The organism is Pseudomonas sp. DCB_BI (assembly GCF_026240995.1).
In the GTDB taxonomy this organism is placed as follows: Bacteria; Pseudomonadota; Gammaproteobacteria; order Pseudomonadales; family Pseudomonadaceae; genus Aquipseudomonas.
Map to the genome: position 1 here is coordinate 20578 of NZ_JAPFCG010000034.1, position 17750 is coordinate 38327.

19 protein-coding genes are annotated in these 17750 nt (G+C 62.0%); 14 read left to right on the forward strand and 5 right to left on the reverse strand.

The genetic code is table 11. The annotated features are described in order from the left end of the window. The first annotated feature begins 17 nt into the window (after nucleotides 1-17). The 6 genes from ispF (at nucleotide 18) to rpoS (ending at nucleotide 5153) form a co-directional block, all read left to right on the forward strand. Nucleotides 18-491 (forward strand): 2-C-methyl-D-erythritol 2,4-cyclodiphosphate synthase, encoded by a 474-nt coding sequence (gene ispF, locus OO258_RS26525; protein ID WP_110746068.1) that lies wholly within the window; start codon nucleotides 18-20, stop codon nucleotides 489-491. Next, entirely contained in the window at nucleotides 488-1546 is a 1059-nt protein-coding gene (gene truD, locus OO258_RS26530) for a tRNA pseudouridine(13) synthase TruD (RefSeq protein ID WP_266034688.1), read from the forward strand. Before ispF ends, truD begins: the two co-directional genes overlap by 4 nt. Further along, nucleotides 1534-2283, forward strand: a complete 750-nt coding sequence (gene surE / locus OO258_RS26535) for a 5'/3'-nucleotidase SurE (RefSeq protein WP_110746070.1) — start codon at nucleotides 1534-1536, stop codon at nucleotides 2281-2283. Before truD ends, surE begins: the two co-directional genes overlap by 13 nt. Before the next feature lie 35 nt (nucleotides 2284-2318). After that, nucleotides 2319-2957 carry a protein-L-isoaspartate(D-aspartate) O-methyltransferase gene (locus OO258_RS26540; protein WP_162241111.1) on the forward strand — a complete coding sequence of 213 codons (639 nt, stop codon included), beginning with the start codon at nucleotides 2319-2321 and terminating at the stop codon, nucleotides 2955-2957. A 222-nt stretch (nucleotides 2958-3179) separates the two neighbouring features. Next, complete coding sequence (locus OO258_RS26545) at nucleotides 3180-4037, forward strand: peptidoglycan DD-metalloendopeptidase family protein (RefSeq protein WP_110746071.1); 858 nt, start codon at nucleotides 3180-3182, stop codon at nucleotides 4035-4037. A gap of 108 nt (nucleotides 4038-4145) precedes the next feature. Then, nucleotides 4146-5153 (forward strand): RNA polymerase sigma factor RpoS, encoded by a 1008-nt coding sequence (rpoS, locus tag OO258_RS26550; RefSeq protein ID WP_003252351.1) that lies wholly within the window; start codon nucleotides 4146-4148, stop codon nucleotides 5151-5153. A gap of 535 nt (nucleotides 5154-5688) precedes the next feature. On the opposite strand, the gene fdxA is transcribed toward rpoS, so the two are convergent. Both fdxA and mutS read right to left on the reverse strand, forming a co-directional pair. Next, nucleotides 5689-6012, reverse strand: coding sequence for a ferredoxin FdxA (gene fdxA / locus OO258_RS26555; RefSeq protein WP_003252355.1), 324 nt, complete (start codon nucleotides 6010-6012; stop codon nucleotides 5689-5691). A gap of 140 nt (nucleotides 6013-6152) precedes the next feature. Beyond that, on the reverse strand, nucleotides 6153-8726 hold the full coding sequence (mutS, locus tag OO258_RS26560; protein ID WP_266034712.1) for a DNA mismatch repair protein MutS: 2574 nt from the start codon (nucleotides 8724-8726) through the stop codon (nucleotides 6153-6155). Nucleotides 8727-9001: 275 nt separating this feature from the next. Between mutS and OO258_RS26565 the strand changes: the two genes are divergently transcribed. From OO258_RS26565 to recX, 3 genes are all read left to right on the forward strand, one after another. Continuing rightward, nucleotides 9002-9484, forward strand: a complete 483-nt coding sequence (locus OO258_RS26565) for a CinA family protein (protein WP_266034692.1) — start codon at nucleotides 9002-9004, stop codon at nucleotides 9482-9484. A 103-nt stretch (nucleotides 9485-9587) separates the two neighbouring features. Then, on the forward strand, nucleotides 9588-10655 hold the full coding sequence (recA, locus tag OO258_RS26570; RefSeq protein ID WP_110746074.1) for a recombinase RecA: 1068 nt from the start codon (nucleotides 9588-9590) through the stop codon (nucleotides 10653-10655). Between the two features lie 21 nt (nucleotides 10656-10676). Then, nucleotides 10677-11147 carry a recombination regulator RecX gene (gene recX / locus OO258_RS26575; RefSeq protein ID WP_110746075.1) on the forward strand — a complete coding sequence of 157 codons (471 nt, stop codon included), beginning with the start codon at nucleotides 10677-10679 and terminating at the stop codon, nucleotides 11145-11147. Between the two features lie 155 nt (nucleotides 11148-11302). On the opposite strand, the gene OO258_RS26580 is transcribed toward recX, so the two are convergent. Continuing rightward, nucleotides 11303-12421: an LOG family protein gene (locus OO258_RS26580; RefSeq protein WP_110746076.1), complete on the reverse strand. Its 1119-nt coding sequence runs from the start codon at nucleotides 12419-12421 to the stop codon at nucleotides 11303-11305. Nucleotides 12422-12581: 160 nt separating this feature from the next. Between OO258_RS26580 and OO258_RS26585 the strand changes: the two genes are divergently transcribed. After that, nucleotides 12582-12791 (forward strand): hypothetical protein, encoded by a 210-nt coding sequence (locus OO258_RS26585; RefSeq protein WP_110746077.1) that lies wholly within the window; start codon nucleotides 12582-12584, stop codon nucleotides 12789-12791. 14 nt (nucleotides 12792-12805) lie between these two features. On the opposite strand, the gene OO258_RS26590 is transcribed toward OO258_RS26585, so the two are convergent. Then, nucleotides 12806-13225 (reverse strand): quorum-sensing-regulated virulence factor family protein, encoded by a 420-nt coding sequence (locus tag OO258_RS26590; protein ID WP_266034696.1) that lies wholly within the window; start codon nucleotides 13223-13225, stop codon nucleotides 12806-12808. Nucleotides 13226-13443: 218 nt separating this feature from the next. Between OO258_RS26590 and OO258_RS26595 the strand changes: the two genes are divergently transcribed. The 3 genes from OO258_RS26595 (at nucleotide 13444) to OO258_RS26605 (ending at nucleotide 15422) form a co-directional block, all read left to right on the forward strand. Further along, nucleotides 13444-14154 (forward strand): tRNA-uridine aminocarboxypropyltransferase, encoded by a 711-nt coding sequence (locus tag OO258_RS26595; protein ID WP_266034700.1) that lies wholly within the window; start codon nucleotides 13444-13446, stop codon nucleotides 14152-14154. 178 nt (nucleotides 14155-14332) lie between these two features. Next, nucleotides 14333-14983: a response regulator transcription factor ErdR gene (gene erdR / locus OO258_RS26600; protein ID WP_110746080.1), complete on the forward strand. Its 651-nt coding sequence runs from the start codon at nucleotides 14333-14335 to the stop codon at nucleotides 14981-14983. A gap of 73 nt (nucleotides 14984-15056) precedes the next feature. Continuing rightward, nucleotides 15057-15422, forward strand: a complete 366-nt coding sequence (locus OO258_RS26605) for a diacylglycerol kinase (protein WP_010952700.1) — start codon at nucleotides 15057-15059, stop codon at nucleotides 15420-15422. Here the strand turns inward: OO258_RS26605 and finR are convergent. Next, a complete protein-coding gene (finR, locus tag OO258_RS26610) occupies nucleotides 15419-16345 on the reverse strand; it encodes a LysR family transcriptional regulator FinR (RefSeq protein ID WP_110746081.1) in 927 nt (308 codons plus the stop codon). The two genes, OO258_RS26605 and finR, sit on opposite strands and share 4 nt — an antisense overlap. A gap of 120 nt (nucleotides 16346-16465) precedes the next feature. Between finR and fpr the strand changes: the two genes are divergently transcribed. Then, nucleotides 16466-17245 (forward strand): ferredoxin-NADP reductase, encoded by a 780-nt coding sequence (gene fpr, locus OO258_RS26615; protein WP_016501130.1) that lies wholly within the window; start codon nucleotides 16466-16468, stop codon nucleotides 17243-17245. Nucleotides 17246-17750: the final 505 nt, after the last annotated feature.

Consider the following 17750-nt stretch of genomic DNA (forward strand, 5'->3'; position numbering starts at 1 on the left):
ATTCAGGGCGTTTTTCTATGCGTATTGGCCATGGCTACGATGTGCACCGTTTCTGCGACGGTGATTTCATTACCTTGGGCGGGGTGCGTATCCCGCACAAATTCGGCCTGCTGGCCCACTCCGACGGTGACGTGCTGCTGCACGCCCTGAGCGATGCCCTGCTTGGCGCGGCCGCGCTGGGCGACATCGGCAAGCATTTCCCTGACACCGACCCGCAGTTCAAAGGTGCCGACAGCCGCGTCCTGCTGCGTCACGTGGTCGCTATCGTCAAGGCCAAGGGCTGGCAAGTCGGCAATGTCGACGCCACCATCGTCGCCCAGGCACCGAAAATGGCCCCGCACATCGAAACCATGCGCCAGTTGATCGCCGAAGACCTGCAGGTCGAGCTGGACCAGGTCAATGTCAAGGCCACCACCACCGAGAAACTGGGCTTCTGTGGCCGCGAGGAGGGTATTGCCGTGCATTCGGTCGCCCTGCTGCTGCCAGCATGACCGAACTGGAACTGCTGGGCCCGCGCGCATCGGGCCAATCGCTGGGCACTGCGGTACTCAAGGCAGTGGCCGAAGATTTCCAGGTCGACGAAGTGCTGGATATCCCGCTGTCGGGGCAGGGCGAGCACCTGTGGTTGTGGGTCGAGAAGCGTGACCTGAACACCGAGGAAGCCGCCCGCCGCCTGGCCCGTGCCGCTGGCGTGCCGGTGCGCAGCATCAGCTACGCCGGGCTCAAGGACCGCCAGGCGCTGACCCGCCAATGGTTCAGCCTGCACCTGCCGGGCAAAGCCGACCCTGACCTGTCCCGTGCCGAGGATGCCAGCCTGCGCGTGCTCAAGCAGGTGCGCCACCAGCGCAAGCTGCAACGGGGCGCGCACTCTGCCAACGGTTTCACCTTGCGTCTGACGGCCTTGAGCGCCGATCACCAAGCCGTGGATGCGCGTCTGCAACAGCTCAAGCAGCAAGGTGTGCCCAACTATTTCGGCACCCAGCGCTTCGGCCACGGCGGCGGCAATGTTCACGATGCCCTCGACTGGGCCGGGCGCAAGGCATTGCCCGAGCAGCGCAATGTACGCTCGCGGCTGCTGTCGGCCGGGCGCAGCTACCTGTTCAACCAACTGCTGGCGGCACGTGTCGCCGAAGGTAGCTGGAATCGGGCTCAGGTCGGCGACCTGCTGGCATTCACCGACAGCCGTAGCTTCTTCCCGGCAGGTGAGGCGGAGTGTGCCGACCCGCGCCTGGCGATTCTCGACCTGCACCCGACCGGCCCGATGTGGGGCGAGGGCGCTTCACCTGCCGGCGCTACCACCGCCGCGCTGGAAAATGCCGTCGGCGCACGCCAGCCGGCACTTTGCCAGTGGCTGGCCCAGGCGGGCATGGATCACGAACGACGCATTCTGCGGCTCCCTATTGGCGGCCTGACGTGGCATTATCCCGAGCCTGATATCCTGCAACTGGAATTCGTCCTGCCGGCCGGATGCTTCGCCACCGTGGTGGTGCGTGAAGTCGTGGATCTGGTGTCGGCAGGGCAGACGGACAGCCCATGCGTATTCTGATTTCGAACGACGACGGTGTTACCGCACCCGGCCTCGCCGCGCTGCATGCTGCGCTGGCGGATTACGCCGAGTGCGCGGTGATCGCCCCGGAGCAAGACAAGAGCGGCGCCAGCAGTTCGCTGACGCTGGACCGGCCACTGCACCCGCAGACTCTGGCCAATGGCTTCATCAGCCTCAACGGGACGCCGACTGATTGCGTGCACCTGGGGCTGAATGGCTTGTTGCCGCACACGCCGGATATGGTCGTGTCGGGGATCAACCTGGGTGCCAACCTGGGCGACGACGTGTTGTATTCCGGCACGGTTGCCGCGGCGCTGGAAGGCCGCTTCCTCGGCGGCACCTCGCTGGCCTTCTCGTTGTTGTCGCGCCTGCCGGACAACCTGCCGACGGCGGCCCATATCGCCCGTCGCCTGGTCGAGGCGCAGTCGCGCTTGGCACTGCCGCCCCGTACCGTACTCAACGTCAATATTCCCAACCTGCCACTGGAGCACATCCGCGGCATACAGCTCACCCGCCTCGGTCACCGGGCGCGTGCTGCGGCGCCGACCAAAGTGGTCAACCCGCGCGGCAAGGAAGGCTACTGGATCGCCGTGGCCGGGGATGCCGAGGACGGCGGCCCGGGCACCGACTTCCACGCCGTGATGCAGGGCTACGTATCGATCACCCCGCTGCAACTCGACCGCACCTTCAATGATGCCTTCGAGCAGCTCGACGGTTGGCTGGAGGGCCTGCTCTGATGCGCGAGGACGATATGCTGCGGCGCGGCATCGGCATGACTTCCCAGCGGACCCGGGAGCGGTTGATCCAGCGCCTGTGCGAAGAGGGCGTGTCGAACACCAAGGTGCTCGACGTGATCCGCCGTACCCCGCGCCACCTGTTCGTCGACGAAGCCCTGGCGCATCGCGCCTACGAAGACACCGCGCTGCCGATCGGCCACAACCAGACTATCTCGCAACCGTTCATGGTTGCCCACATGAGCGAGCTGCTGCTTGAGGCCGGGCCGCTGGACAAGGTGCTGGAGATCGGCACCGGTTCCGGCTACCAGACGGCGATCCTGGCCCAACTGGTCGAGCGGGTATTCTCGGTGGAGCGCATCAAGGTGCTGCAGGACCGGGCCAAGGAACGCCTGGTGGAATTGAACCTGCGCAACGTGGTGTTCCGTTGGGGCGACGGTTGCGAAGGCTGGCCGGCGCTGGCGCCTTACAACGGCATCATCGTCACCGCCGTTGCGCCGGAGGTGCCGCAGGCACTGCTCGACCAGTTGGCACCCGGTGGCCGCCTGGTCATTCCCGTGGGGCCGGCTGGCGAAACGCAGCAACTGATGCTGATCGTGCGCGAGGAGCATGGGTTCTCTCGCCGCGTGTTGGGCGCCGTGCGTTTCGTACCGCTGCTCAATGGTCCGCTGGCCTGAGGTGTGCCGGCATGAGTCTCGCGGTATTTTTGCGCGGTCGGCGAATTCCTGCAGTTTCGTCCTGTCTATCTGGCGGGGTGAAGCGCTGGCGCATCGCGTGGAGCGGGGCTTTGCAATAGCCTTTCCCACCGGCCTGCCAACACTGGCTGGCTTGGTTATAATTGCAACAATATTGCATTTCTTGTCTTCATATCGTTTTTCGGCACCATGAGGGGAGCGCGGGTGGGTCACACAGTCATTCGGCAGCGCAAGGACGGGTCAGGTTTCAAGCTTCTGGTGATTGCATTGGCCATGGGCACGCTACTGGTGGGTTGCTCAAGCACCAGCAGCACCAGCGCGCGGGTGGTCGACCGCAACAACAGTGCGCCCAAGCGCCCGGCGGTGACTTCCGGGCAGTACATCGTCAAGCCTGGCGACACCCTCTTCTCCATCGCCTTCCGTTATGGCTGGGACTACAAGGAGCTGGCCGCACGCAACGGCATCGCCGCGCCCTATACCATTCGCCCGGGCCAGGCGATTCGTTTCAGCAGCGGTTCCGGCAGTAGCACCACGGTGGTGTCCAGCCCATCGTCGTCAAGCCGCACCACGGTCACGCGGCGGCCTGTGGGCGGCACTGTCACGGCGCCTGCCAACCCCAGCAAACCGGCCACGTCGGCGCCGTCCACCACTGCCCCGGTAGTCGCTACCGTACCCGCTGCAGAGCGCGCGGTAGGTGGTTGGACCTGGCCCGCCAACGGTGTGCTGATTGGAAAATTCGCTTCAAACGGTAGTTTGAATAAAGGCATTGATATCGCCGGTGATTTGGGACAGCCTGTTTTTGCTGCGTCTGATGGTGCGGTGGTTTACGCCGGGAGTGGTTTAAGGGGCTACGGCGAGCTGATCATCATCAAACACAGCGATACCTACGTCAGTGCCTACGGCCATAACCGCAGGCTGTTGGTTCGGGAGGGGCAGCAGGTCAAGGCAGGGCAGTCGATTGCTGAAATGGGGTCCACGGGCACTGATCGGGTGAAGCTGCATTTCGAGATTCGCCGCCAGGGCAAACCCGTCGATCCGCTCCAGTTCCTGCCACGTCGTTGACCGTTGTACCCGGCCTGTTCCTGCGATGTAGAGGGGACAGGCTCAAGCGCTGCCAGGGATAAAGGTGCCGCTCGAGTCTGAGTTCGAACTCAGCAAAGGACTATAACAATGGCTCTCAGTAAAGAAGTGCCGGAGTTTGACATCGACGATGACGTCCTCCTGATGGAGACGGGTATCGTTTTGGAAACGGATGTGGTGTCAGACGAACCTGCTGTATCTTCGGTTCGGACGAGGGCCAAATCAGGCTCTTCGCTCAAGCAACACAAGTACATCGATTACAGCCGGGCGCTTGATGCCACCCAGTTGTACCTCAACGAGATTGGTTTCTCGCCACTGCTTTCACCGGAAGAGGAAGTGCACTTCGCACGGCTGTCGCAAAAAGGCGACCCGGCCGGCCGCAAGCGCATGATCGAAAGCAACCTGCGCCTGGTTGTGAAAATTGCCCGTCGTTACGTGAACCGTGGCCTGTCGCTGCTCGACCTGATCGAGGAGGGCAACCTGGGGCTGATCCGTGCGGTCGAGAAGTTCGACCCGGAGCGCGGTTTCCGTTTCTCGACCTATGCGACCTGGTGGATTCGCCAGACCATCGAACGGGCGATCATGAACCAGACCCGTACCATTCGCCTGCCAATCCACGTGGTGAAGGAACTGAACGTCTACCTGCGCGCCGCGCGCGAGCTGACGCAGAAACTCGACCACGAGCCGTCGCCGGAAGAAATCGCCACCTTGCTGGAAAAGCCGGTCGCCGAGGTCAAGCGCATGCTCGGCCTGAACGAGCGGGTGTCTTCGGTAGACGTGTCGCTTGGCCCGGATTCGGACAAGACCCTGCTCGATACCCTGACCGACGACCGCCCGACCGATCCGTGCGAGCTGCTGCAGGATGACGACCTGTCGCAGAGCATTGATCAGTGGCTGGGTGAGTTGACCGACAAGCAGCGCGAAGTGGTCGTACGCCGCTTTGGCCTGCGCGGGCATGAAAGCAGCACCCTCGAGGATGTTGGGCTGGAGATCGGCCTTACCCGTGAACGCGTGCGGCAAATCCAGGTGGAAGGCCTCAAGCGCTTGCGCGAGATCCTTGAAAAGAACGGCCTGTCCAGCGAGTCATTGTTCCAGTAGCTAGCGCTGCAACAAAAAACGCCCCGATGTCCTCGGGGCGTTTTTGTTTGTGGCGTAAAGCGAGTTTCCCTTTGAGATAGCCGCGGCGCGTAGCGCCCAGAGTCAGCCAGGCAAGACACATATCAAATGTGTACCGCGCTACCTCAGTAACACCGCGTGTAAGCCTTTGCTTACTCGTTGTGTAAGCTTTCCATGCAACCTGCAGTAAATCAATGTCGTTTCCAAAGGCTGAATTTTCACAACCCTTTGAAAAGCATGGTTTATTCACCGGTGAGTAAATGTGTCCGCGGAAATACCTTGCAAGCTCCATCCCTTGCTCGCTCGGGTGAACCCGCTAGTATTCGAACTGTGCACACGGACATGCACAGGCCTTCAGGACGAAGGCCAGGGACATCGCACGAAGCGATTTCATCAGGATGATGTTTGGGACAAGCAGGGACTACGGAAAAAAATGTGGGCGGGTCAAACCGCCCCTTTTTTTGCCCGCAGAAAAACAAAAAAGGCCCCGAAGGGCCTTTTTCGCGTCTGGGCGCTATCAGCGCTCCAGGTCGGCAATCTTGCCAGGCTTGCCATCCCACTCTTCAGCGTCCGGGAGGGCGTCCTTACGCTCGGTGATGTTAGGCCAGATCTCCGCCAGCTCGGCGTTCAGCTCGATGAAGTTTTCCATGCCCGAAGGCACTTCGTCTTCCGAGAAGATGGCTTGCGCTGGGCACTCCGGCTCGCACAGTGCGCAATCGATGCACTCGTCCGGGTGGATGACCAGGAAGTTCGGGCCTTCGTAGAAGCAGTCCACCGGACAGACTTCCACGCAGTCGGTGTATTTGCATTTGATGCAGTTGTCGGTGACGACGAAGGTCATTTCTAATTCTCTCCTCAGGCGACGGCGGCGGCCCTTCCTCTCAGGGCCGCGCGGTTTACGGGTATGTGGCTGCAGGCCAGGCTAATAACCTGCAGCACCAGCAAACCGCGGCGGATTCTACCAGCTTGTAATGGGCGCCGTTATAACAGGTTCTTTAGTTGATATAGCATTTCGATAGCTTGACGCGGGGTCATGTCGTCCAGTTGCAGCTTACCCAGCTTCTCGATGGCCGGATGAGGCAGGCTGGCGAACAAGTCGCTCTGGTGCGGCACTTGCGGCGCGTCCTTGGCCTTGTGGGCCGCAGGCTGCTCATGGGGCAGGCTGGTGGTTTCCAGCCGGCCAAGGTGTTCGCGGGCACGCTGGATCACTGCCGTCGGCACGCCGGCCAACTGTGCAACGGCCAGGCCGTAGCTTTGGCTGGCAGGGCCGGGTAGCACATGGTGCAGGAACACGATGCGTTCATTGTGCTCGGTGGCGTTCAGGTGCACGTTGGCCACCAGCGGCTCGCTCTCCGGTAGCACGGTGAGCTCGAAGTAGTGGGTGGCGAACAGCGTATAGGCACGTAGCTGGGCCAGGCGCTCGGCGGCGGCCCAGGCCAGCGACAGGCCGTCGAAGGTGCTGGTGCCGCGGCCCACTTCGTCCATCAGCACCAGGCTGCGGTCGGTGGCGTTGTGCAGGATGTTGGCGGTTTCGCTCATCTCGACCATGAAGGTCGAGCGGCCGCCGGCCAGGTCGTCGCTGGAGCCGATGCGGGTGAAGATGCGGTCGACCAGCGACAGCTCGCAGCTGGCTGCGGGCACGAAACTGCCGATATGGGCCAGAAGCACGATAAGTGCTGTCTGGCGCATGTAGGTCGATTTACCGCCCATGTTAGGGCCGGTGATGATCAGCATGCGCGTGCTGTTGTCCAGGCCCAGGTCGTTGGCCACGAACGGCGTGGTCAGTACCTGTTCCACCACCGGGTGGCGGCCCTGCTCGATGCGCAGGCAAGGCTCGTCGACGAAGCGCGGGCAGTTCAGGTCGAGGTTCAGCGCGCGCTCGGCCAGGTTGCTGAGCACATCCAGTTCGGCCAGGGCGGCGGCGCTGTCCTGCAGCGGCGCCAGGTGGCTGATCAGGGTTTCCAGCAGCGCGTCGTAGAGCATCTTTTCGCGGGCCAGGGCGCGGCTTTTGGCCGACAATGCCTTGTCCTCGAACGCCTTCAGCTCGGGGGTGATGAAGCGCTCGGCGCCTTTGAGGGTCTGGCGGCGGATGTAGTCGCCTGGCGCCTGCTCGGCCTGCTTGGTCGGCAACTCGATGAAGTAGCCGTGCACGCGGTTGTAGCCGACCTTGAGGTTGGCCAGGCCGGTACGGGCTTTTTCCCGGGCTTCCAGGTCGATCAGGAACTGGCCGGCGTTCTCGCTGATCGCCAGCAGGTCGTCCAGTTCGTTGTCGTAACCGGTCTTGAGCACGCCGCCATCGCGGATCACCGCTGGCGGGTTGTCGATGATCGCCCGCTCCAGCAGACTGGCCAGCTCCGGGTAGGTGCCGGTGATGGCGGCCAGGCGCGCCAGGTGCGGCGCCTCCAGCTCGGTCATGGCGTTTTGCAGCTCGGGCAACGCGCCCAGCGCATCGCGCAGGCGCGCCAGGTCGCGGGGGCGGGCATTGCGCAGGCCGATACGGGCGAGGATGCGCTCGATGTCGCCGATTTCCTTCAACTGCGGCTGCAGCTTTTCGAAGCGATAGCCGTCGAGCATGCAGCGGATCGAGTCCTGGCGCGCCTGCAGCACCTTGAGGTCGCGCAGCGGGCGGTTCAGCCAGCGGCTCAGCAGGCGGCTGGCCATGGCGGTCTGGCAACGGTCCACTACCGATTGCAGGGTGTTGTCACGCCCGCCGGCCAGGTTGACGTCCAGTTCCAGGTTGCGCCGGCTGGCGCCATCGAGGATGACCGTGTCGTCGAGGCGCTCGTGGCGCAAGCTGCGCAGGTGCGGCAGGGCGGTGCGCTGGGTTTCTTTGGCATAGGTCAGCAGGCAGCCCGCAGCGCCAATGGCCAGGGTCAGCTTGTCGCAGCCAAAGCCTTTCAGGTCCTTGGTTGCGAACTGCTGGCACAGGGCCTTGCGCGCGGAGTCGCGGTCGAAGTCCCACGGTGCACGGCGGCGGGCGCCCGGGCGCTTCTCGGCCGGCAGGTCGCGTGGCCAGTCATCGGGGATCAGCAGCTCGACCGGGTTCAGGCGTTCGAGTTCGGCCAGCAGGTTTTCCCAGCCCTTGATCTCCTGCACGCTGAAGTTGCCACTGGTAATATCCAGCACCGCCAGGCCGAACAGGCGCTCGTCACCCAGCAGCGCGGCAATCAGGTTGTCGCGGCGTTCGTCGAGCAGGGCTTCGTCACTGACGGTGCCGGGGGTGATGATGCGCACCACCTGGCGCTCCACCGGGCCCTTGCTGGTCGCCGGGTCACCAATTTGCTCGCAGATGACCACCGACTCGCCGAGCTTGACCAGCTTGGCCAGGTAACCCTCCAGCGAGTGGAACGGAATACCGCACATGGGGATGGACTGGCCAGCCGATTGGCCGCGCGCAGTCAGCGTGATATCCAGCAGTTTTGCGGCTTTTTTCGCATCTTCGTAGAAGATTTCATAGAAGTCGCCCATGCGATAGAACATCAGCTGGTCCGGGTGCTGGTGCTTCAGCTTCCAGTACTGCTGCATCATCGGGGTGTGTGCGGAGAGGTCAGAGATTGCTTTATTCATCAATGGCTTAGAAAGTAGGTCTCAATATTGTGGGGCAATTTTGGGGCGTTCTGTGTTGCATGCTCGACGCCGAGACCCACCGGATTTTCAAGCCGCATAGGTTAACACGGCTGCCTGGCAGGCAGAACCTGTCAGTCAGGCGCGCACCGGGTTGCGCTGAAGGCATGTTGATACCATTTAGTCTTTCATGTCATCGAGAAGCACAGTGAGAACACCCCGCCCACAAGATGCTAGGGTAGAGGCTTGCCTTGAAGGAGCCCTGCATGGACCCGATCACCACGCTTGCCACCCGCCTGGGTGAACACCTGCGCCGTTTCAATGCTCAGGTGACCACTGCCGAATCCTGCACCGGCGGCGGGATCGCCGAAGCCATTACCCGTGTGCCCGGTAGCTCTGCCTGGTTCGAGGCCGGGTACGTGACCTACTCCAACGCCCAGAAAACCCGCCAGCTGGGCGTGCCCGAGGTGCTGTTCGGCGAGGTGGGCGCGGTCAGCCAGGAAGTGGTCGAGGCGATGGTCCGCGGCGCCCAGGCAGCCAGTGGCGCGCGCTTCGCCGTGGCGGTTAGCGGTGTGGCCGGCCCGGACGGCGGTTCGCCAGCCAAACCGGTGGGCACAGTGTGGCTGGCCTGGGGTGACGGTAGCCGAGTGTTCAGTGAGCGCCGCCAGTTCGACGGTGACCGCGAAGCGGTGCGCCGACAGACGGTGATCGCCGCGTTAGACGGCTTGTTACAGCTTGGTGCCGAGTAAATCGACGACAGGGGTTTGCTCAAGCGTCTGCCTGTGGAATAATACTGGCTACTTATACAGGTATTCCGGCCGTCAGGGCCAAGTCGAACACGTGAGGATTTCAATGGACGACAACAAGAAGCGCGCCTTGGCTGCGGCCCTGGGCCAGATCGAACGTCAATTCGGTAAAGGCGCGGTCATGCGCATGGGTGACCAGGAGCGTCAAGGCATCCCGGCCATCTCCACCGGCTCCCTGGGCCTGGACATCGCGCTTGGCATCGGCGGGCTGCCAAAAGGCCGTATCGTCGAGATCTACGGCCCGGAATCGTCGGGTAAAACCACGCTGACCCTGTCGGTCATCGCCGAAGCCCAGAAGAACGGTGCCACCTGCGCCTTCGTCGACGCCGAACACGCCCTCGACCCTGAGTACGCCGGCAAGTTGGGCGTCAACGTCGACGACCTGCTGGTTTCCCAGCCGGACACTGGCGAACAGGCCCTGGAAATCACCGACATGCTGGTGCGCTCCAACGCCGTTGACGTGATCATCGTCGACTCCGTGGCCGCTTTGGTACCAAAGGCCGAGATCGAAGGCGAAATGGGTGACATGCACGTGGGCCTGCAGGCTCGTCTGATGTCCCAGGCGCTGCGCAAGATCACTGGTAACATCAAGAACGCCAACTGCCTGGTCATCTTCATCAACCAGATCCGTATGAAGATTGGCGTGATGTTCGGTAGCCCGGAAACCACCACCGGTGGTAACGCCCTGAAGTTCTACGCCTCGGTCCGTCTGGATATCCGCCGCACCGGCGCGGTCAAGGAAGGCGACGAAGTGGTCGGCAGCGAAACCCGCGTCAAGATCGTCAAGAACAAGGTTTCGCCTCCGTTCCGTCAGGCCGAGTTCCAGATTCTCTACGGCAAGGGTATCTACCGTAACGGTGAGATCATTGACCTCGGTGTATCTCAGGGCCTGGTCGAGAAGTCCGGTGCCTGGTATGCCTATCAGGGCAACAAGATCGGCCAAGGTAAAGCCAACGCTGCCAAGTACCTGGCTGAGAACCCGGCTATCGGTGCCGAGATCGAGAAGCAGATTCGTGACAAGCTGCTGAAGGCGGGTGCCGTTGCTGAGGCTGGCAAGGCTGCTGCTGCCGAAGCCGATGCCGACGACATGGCCGATGCTGACGCCGGTTATTGAGTGCGCGGTAGATAGCTGAACATGTCCGCCGTACTCGACACTCCCGTCGCCATCCGGCGGACAGCCATGGACCTACTTGCGCGACGTGAGCATGGTCGCGTCGAGCTGACGCGCAAGTTGCGTCAGCGCGGCGCTTCGGATGAGCTGATCGAGCCTGAGCTCGACCGGCTTACCGAAGAGGGGCTACTGAGTGAAGCCCGCTACCTTGAAAGTTTTATCCGCTACCGTTCTGGGTCTGGCTATGGGCCTGCGCGTATTCGCGAAGAGCTTGGTCAGCGCGGTTTGGCGCGTTCCGACATTGAACAGGCGCTTCGCGAAAGCGAGGTGAATTGGGCTGAGCGCCTGCGTGATGTTTGGCAGCGCAAATTTGCCGGTCAACGCCCGCAGGATCCGCGTAGCCGTGCTCAGCAAACCCGCTTTCTGGCTTACCGTGGGTTCCCCATGGACATGATCGGTCGGCTGCTGAACGGGCGTGATCTGGACGATTACTGACCGACCGTGCTGATCGCGACAGGGCTGCATGGCAGCTCTGGTATTTCAGCTCCACTGTATGATGGCTGGGGCCGCTTTGCAGTCCTGTCGTGACGCATTGGCGCTTGCACAGGGCGTCGTGATTCCCCGTGAGGGCGATTGGCTGGCAAGGGCCATCAATTGACCTTCAGCGCCTCCCTGGCTCGCTGTGTGGTATGCATGGGCTGCGGCTTGGCCCAGTTCTCCGGCAGGTTGATGAAATCCACCAGCTCGCGCAACCGCCCTTGGTCGCGGCCATTGAAGGCGAATGACAAACGGGTCAGGTGGCTGTAGTTGCCTACCTCATGCTCGGCGCTGCTATCCGGTTGCTGGTGATATTTGCCGCTCAGGCGCAAATCGGCAAAACCTTCCTGGATGTCATACAACGCTGCCTCGCTCAGCGCATGGTGCATGCGGATAACGAACTGGCTCTTCAGCCAGCGGCTGGAGTGGTAGTTGCTGTAGAACTGGTTGATTTCCTCAACCGCCTCGTCAGCGCTGTGCACCAGGCGCACCAGCTTCAAGTCGGTGGGCAGGATGTAGCGGTTTTCTTCCAGCTGGCGGCTGATGAAGTCCAGGCAGTCACGCCAGAAGCTGCCGCCCGGTGAGTCCAGCAGCACCACCGGCACCAGCGGGCTCTTGCCGGTCTGGATCAGGGTCAGCACTTCCAGCGCCTCATCGAGGGTGCCGAAACCACCCGGGCAAAGCACCAGGGCATCGGCTTCCTTGACGAAGAACAGTTTGCGGATGAAGAAGAAATGGAACGGCAGCAGTTTGTCGGTGCCATCCACAGTCGGGTTGGCGTGCTGTTCGAAGGGCAGGGTGATGTTGAACCCCAGGCTGTGGGCGCTGCCGGCACCTTCGTGGGCAGCCGCCATGATGCCGCCGCCGGCACCGGTGATGACCATCAGCTCGGAACGTGCCAGGCAGGCGCCGAGTTCGCGGGCCAAGGCGTACATCGGGTGTTCCAGCGGGGTGCGTGCCGAGCCGAACACGGTCACCTTGCGCCGGCCCTTGTAGCGCTGCAGGGCGCGGAACGAATGATCCAGTTCGCGCAGGGCCTGCAGGGTTATCTTGGCGCTCCAGCGGTCGCTGTCGTCGTGGGCCATGCGCAGGATGGTCAATATCATGTCGCGGTACAGCGGCAGGTTGGGGCTATCGGGTGCTACCAGTTGCAGTTGTGCATCGATGTGGCTCAGGTCGATGTTGTTGTCGCGGAAGTGGCTGAACAGCTGTTCGTTCGATTGGTAAGGCATGCAACGTCTCCTTATGCACCAATACCTCTGACCTCAATCTAGACCCTCGCGACCGATTGTGCCGGGTAGTTTGGCGGCGCCGCCCGTCGGCATGCGGCCAACGGCGGTACGGGTTTGGTTAACTGGTAAAGCGAAACGTGTCGATGCGGGAGGTGGCGGTATGCATCGCTTGATCATCGAAGTGGACCGGCAACTCTTGCAGCAGCTGGAAAGTGCGGCCCAGGTGCATCACCTGAGCCTGGAGGCCGAGTGCCAGCGCAGGCTGGCAGGGCTGGAGTGCCAGTCGCGCTACTTGCAAGCGCTATTGGCCGAGATGCGTGCCGAAGCCGCCGAAGGGCACTGGCGCGCCCGTGAAGACGAGAAGGAGTGAGTGCGACCCAGTGCTTACTTCTTCTTGTTGCCGGCTACGCAGCTGGCATTGTCGAAAGCCTGATCCATGATGGGCTGGTTGGTCTTGTAGACCGTGAAGCGGTAGACCATCACGGCGCCTTTGGACATGAGATTGCGGAAGCCGCTGTTGCGGCACACGCTGTCGCCCAATTGGCTGCGCACCTGCTCAGGGTTGGCCTGCATGCGCTCGGCATGGCTCTGGCGCACGCTCAGGTGATTGACCAGCGCCTTGCCTTCCACGGTGTAGCCCTGGTCGAGAATGTCTTCGTTTATCGCGCGCGGGGTGCCGACGCTGCTCTCTTTGGCGACTTTGTCGAGCATCTTGTTCAGGTCGTAATCCTGCTTGGAAGCCGCCTGGGCTGCCAAGGGCAGGGTGAGCAACAGGCTCAGGGCGGGGGCGATAAGGCGCAGCATGAATCTCTCCTGGTTCGATGACTGGCGCTTTGACATGCGCCCGTCGACGGCGTTCCGTAGAATCGTGCGGGCCTGCAGGCCGAGCACGGAAAATACCCGATTATAAAGACCGGCCTGCCACCTGCACAGCAATTGCCCGCTGTTCTGATAGACTGATGCCCTTGTTTTTCCAGAGTCATCCTTGTGCCCATTTCCAACCTGTCCAGAGGCCTACCGGCATGAGCCATGCGGTAGCGCGCCTGCGTGCCGAACGTCTGGCCCGCAGCAACAAGCCTTTCATCGCCCGTGGATCGCGTGCCGAGCGTTGCCCGGATTGTCGGGTGATTGCCACCCATTGCCTGTGCGCCTGGAAGCCTCGGGTGCAAGCCGACGCCGGCATGTGCCTGCTGATGCACGACACCGAGCCGCTCAAGCCAACCAACACCGGCTGGCTGATTGCCGACCTGATCGAAGATACCTCGGCGTTCGGCTGGCTGCGCACCTCGGTTGACGAGCGCTTGCTGGCCTTGCTCGACGACCCGCAGTGGCAGCCCTATATCGTGTTCCCGGGCGAATTCGTCGCCCAGGAGCGGGTGGTGAGCGAGGTGGTGCGCGTGCCGGGCAAGCGCCCGCTGTTCATCCTGCTGGATGCCACCTGGACCGAAGCACGCAAGATGTTCCGCAAAAGCCCGTACCTGGACCGTTTCCCGGTGTTGAGCCTGCAAGCTGAACAGATGTCGCGCTACCGCCTGCGCCGCTCCAAGCGCGACGATCACTTCTGCACGGCCGAAGTCGCAGCCATGTGCCTGGACCTTGCCGGCGATAGCCGGGCTTCGCAGGCGCTGGATGCCTACCTGGATGTGTTCAGCCTGCATTACCTGAGCGGCAAGCGGCGCCTGCCGCTGGACGATCAGGATGACACTCACCAGCGTTTGCATACCTTCCTATAGTCCAAGGGGCATAGCCCCTGCTTTGGTTCATAATGACGGAGCTGGCAGCCAGGGTGGGCGAGACGGCAGGGCGTTGGCTTGACCATCCTTGACCGTGCTCGGCATCCTTGGCGCCGATTCCCCGCCGTGCACTTCCCCAACCCCCGAGTGCCTGGCACAGAACAGGATCCTTAGATCGATGGCCACTTACGAAATCCTGATTGCCGATGACCACCCACTGTTCCGTGGCGCCCTGCGCCAGGCCGTTACCCTCGGCCTGGGCCCGGATGTGCGCCTGGTCGAAGTTGCGAGCATTGCCGAACTTGAAGTCCGGTTGAGCGAAAAAGCCGACTGGGACCTGGTGCTGCTGGACTTGAACATGCCGGGTGCCTACGGTTTTTCCGGGCTGGTGCTGCTGCGCGGGCAATACCCGCAGATTCCGGTAGTGATGGTTTCGGCGCAGGAAGAAGCCGCCGTGGTGGTCAAGTCCCGGGAATTTGGCGCCAGTGGGTTCATTCCCAAGTCCAGCCCCCTGGAAGTGATCCAGGATGCTGTACGCAAAGTGCTCGACGGCGAAGTCTGGTGGCCGCCGCAGGCGTTCGAAAAGGTCGATGTCTCGGCCGAAGCCAAGGCCGCCAGCGAAGGCCTGGCCAGCCTGACGCCGCAGCAGTTCCGGGTCCTGACCATGGTCTGCGAAGGCCTGTTGAACAAGCAGATCGCTTATGAGCTGAACGTGTCGGAAGCCACCATTAAGGCGCACGTGACGGCGATATTCCGTAAGCTGGGCGTGCGTACCCGGACTCAGGCTGCACTGCTGTTGCAACAACTTGAATCGGTTGCCAGCAACTGACTGTTTGCGGCTTCACGCTTTTTTTACCCGGGCCGGTCTAGTCTGCTGGCCTTTCCGTTGTGAAGTGACTCACATGACATCGCCATTCAAAGGCCAGACCGGCCTGAAACGTATCTTCAACGCCGCCGGCTACTCGCTGGACGGCCTGCGCGCGGCCTTCAAGGGCGAGGCAGCATTCCGTCAGCTGGTACTGCTCAACGTACTGCTGATCCCGATCGCCTTCTGGCTGCCGGTTAGCCGCGCGGAGCGGGCGATCATGATTGCCGTGTGCTTGCTGGGGCTGATCGTCGAGCTGTTCAATTCGGCCGTGGAGGCCGCCATCGACCGCATTTCGCTGGAGCGCCACCCCCTGTCCAAGAACGCCAAGGACATGGGCAGCGCCGCACAGCTGGTGGCACTGACCATGGTGGCGCTGGTATGGGGCGTGATCCTGCTTTAAGCGATCGGCGGCAGCACGATTTCGTCGCTGCGGGTAAAGCCCGCAGTGAAGTTGCGGCAGAGTTCGAGAAATTCGCGCATGGCAGAGGTCTGGTACTTCTGCTTGTGCCAGATGAAGTAGAACTGGCGCATCAGGTCTAGCTCCGGGGTTTCTACCGGCACCAGACTGCCCCGGCGAAAAGCGTCGCGCAAGGCCAGTCGTGAAATGCAGCCGATTCCAAGCCCTGACTCCACCGCGCGCTTGATCGCCTCGGTGTGCTCCAGTTCCAGGCGGATGTTGAGGTTGGCGCGATGATGGCGCATGGCTTGGTCGAAGGTCAGGCGCGTGCCCGAACCTTGTTCACGCAGGATCCATGCTTCTTGCGACAGGCTTTCGATATCGGCGCGGCCCAGCCTGGCCAACGGGTGCTGTGGTGCGCAGAACACCACCAGTTCGTCCTCGACCCATGGCTGGACTTCCAGGTCGGGGTGGTTGCAGTCGCCTTCGATTAGACCCAGATCAATTTCGTAATGGGCAACCTGCTGCACGATATGCGCAGTGTTCTGTACATGCAGCTTTACCTGGCTTTCGGGGTGCGTCTGCATGAAGCTGCCGATCAGCAAGGTGGCCAGGTAGTTGCCAATGGTCAGCGTGGCGCCGACCGCCAGGGAACCGAAACCGGACTTGCCGTTGAGCAGGTCTTCGATTTCCTTGGCCTGATCGAGCAAGGCCACCGCCTGGGGCAGCAGTTGATGGCCCAGGGCATTGAGGGCCAGTCGTTTGCCGGCACGGTCAAACAGCTGGCAACTCGATTGGCGCTCCAGTTCGGTGATCGAAGTGCTGGCGGCCGACTGCGACAACGCCAGCAGGCTGGCGGCCCGGGAGACGCTTTGATGCTGGGCCACGGCGACGAAGACTTGCAGTTGACGAAGTGTAAATCGCATATCGATATAACCGATAACACATATCTTGATAATCCAGTTAACAGATATTGTCGCTGCCCCTAAACTATCGCGCAACTGTGCGTGTTGCACGCGCTGCGTTTTTCTTCAGGAGCCCCATCAATGAGCAACATGAACCACGAACGTGTCCTCAGTGTGCACCACTGGAACGACACCCTGTTCAGCTTCAAGTGCACCCGCGACCCGGGCCTGCGCTTCGAGAACGGTCAGTTCGTGATGATCGGCCTGCAGCAGGAAAGCGGCCGTCCGCTCATGCGTGCGTACTCCATCGCTTCGCCGAACTGGGAAGAGCACCTGGAGTTCTTCAGCATCAAGGTGCCGGACGGCCCGCTGACCTCGCAGCTGCAGCACTTGAAGGAAGGCGATGAGATCATCATCAGCAAGAAGCCTACCGGCACCCTGGTCCTCGATGACCTGAACCCGGGCAAGCACCTCTACCTGCTGAGCACCGGCACTGGCCTGGCGCCGTTCATGAGCGTCATCCAGGACCCGGAAACCTACGAGCGCTTCGAAAAAGTGATCCTGGTGCACGGTGTGCGCTATGTGAACGAAGTGGCCTACCGCGAGTTCATCACCGAGCACCTGCCGCAGAACGAGTTCTTCGGTGAATCGGTGCGCGACAAGCTGATCTACTACCCGACCGTCACCCGTGAGCCGTTCGAGAACCAGGGCCGCCTGACCGACCTGATGCGCAGCGGCAAGCTGTTCAGTGACATCGGCCTGCCACCGATCAACCCGCAGGACGACCGCGCGATGATCTGCGGCAGCCCGAGCATGCTCGACGAGACCAGCGAAGTACTGGACAGCTTCGGCCTGAAAGTCTCTGCCCGCATGCGCGAGCCGGGTGACTACCTGATCGAGCGTGCCTTCGTCGAGAAGTAAGGCGCAGGCTGGTACAGGAAGGCGACCCTCGGGTCGCCTTTTTTATGCCTGACAGTTGTCTAGTGGTTGCACCGGCCCTTTCGCGGGGCAAGCCCGCTCCCACCATAATCGGGCCAGCTTTCAGGTTTTGAGCCGGCCAGTTGTTTCCCCAGGTACTGCATCAGCCTCAAGCCTGCGGGATACCTGTGGGAGCGGGCTTGCCCCGCGAAGAATCCAACACGGTGCATGGCACCGGCTCTGCCGGTGTTCGCGGGACAAGCCCGCTCCCACAGTGATTGCGCTAGATTTTGGAATTTGAGCAAGCCAGTTGTTTCCCCAAGTACTGCATCAGCCTCAAGCCTGCGGGGGTACCTGTGGGAGCGGGCTTGCCCCGCGAAGCATCCAACACGGTGCATGGCACGGGCTTCGCCCGTGTTCGCGGGACAAGCCCGCTCCCACAAGGGATTGCGCTAGCTTCTGGAAATTGAGCAAGCCAGTTGTTTCCCCAGGTACTGCATCAGCCTCA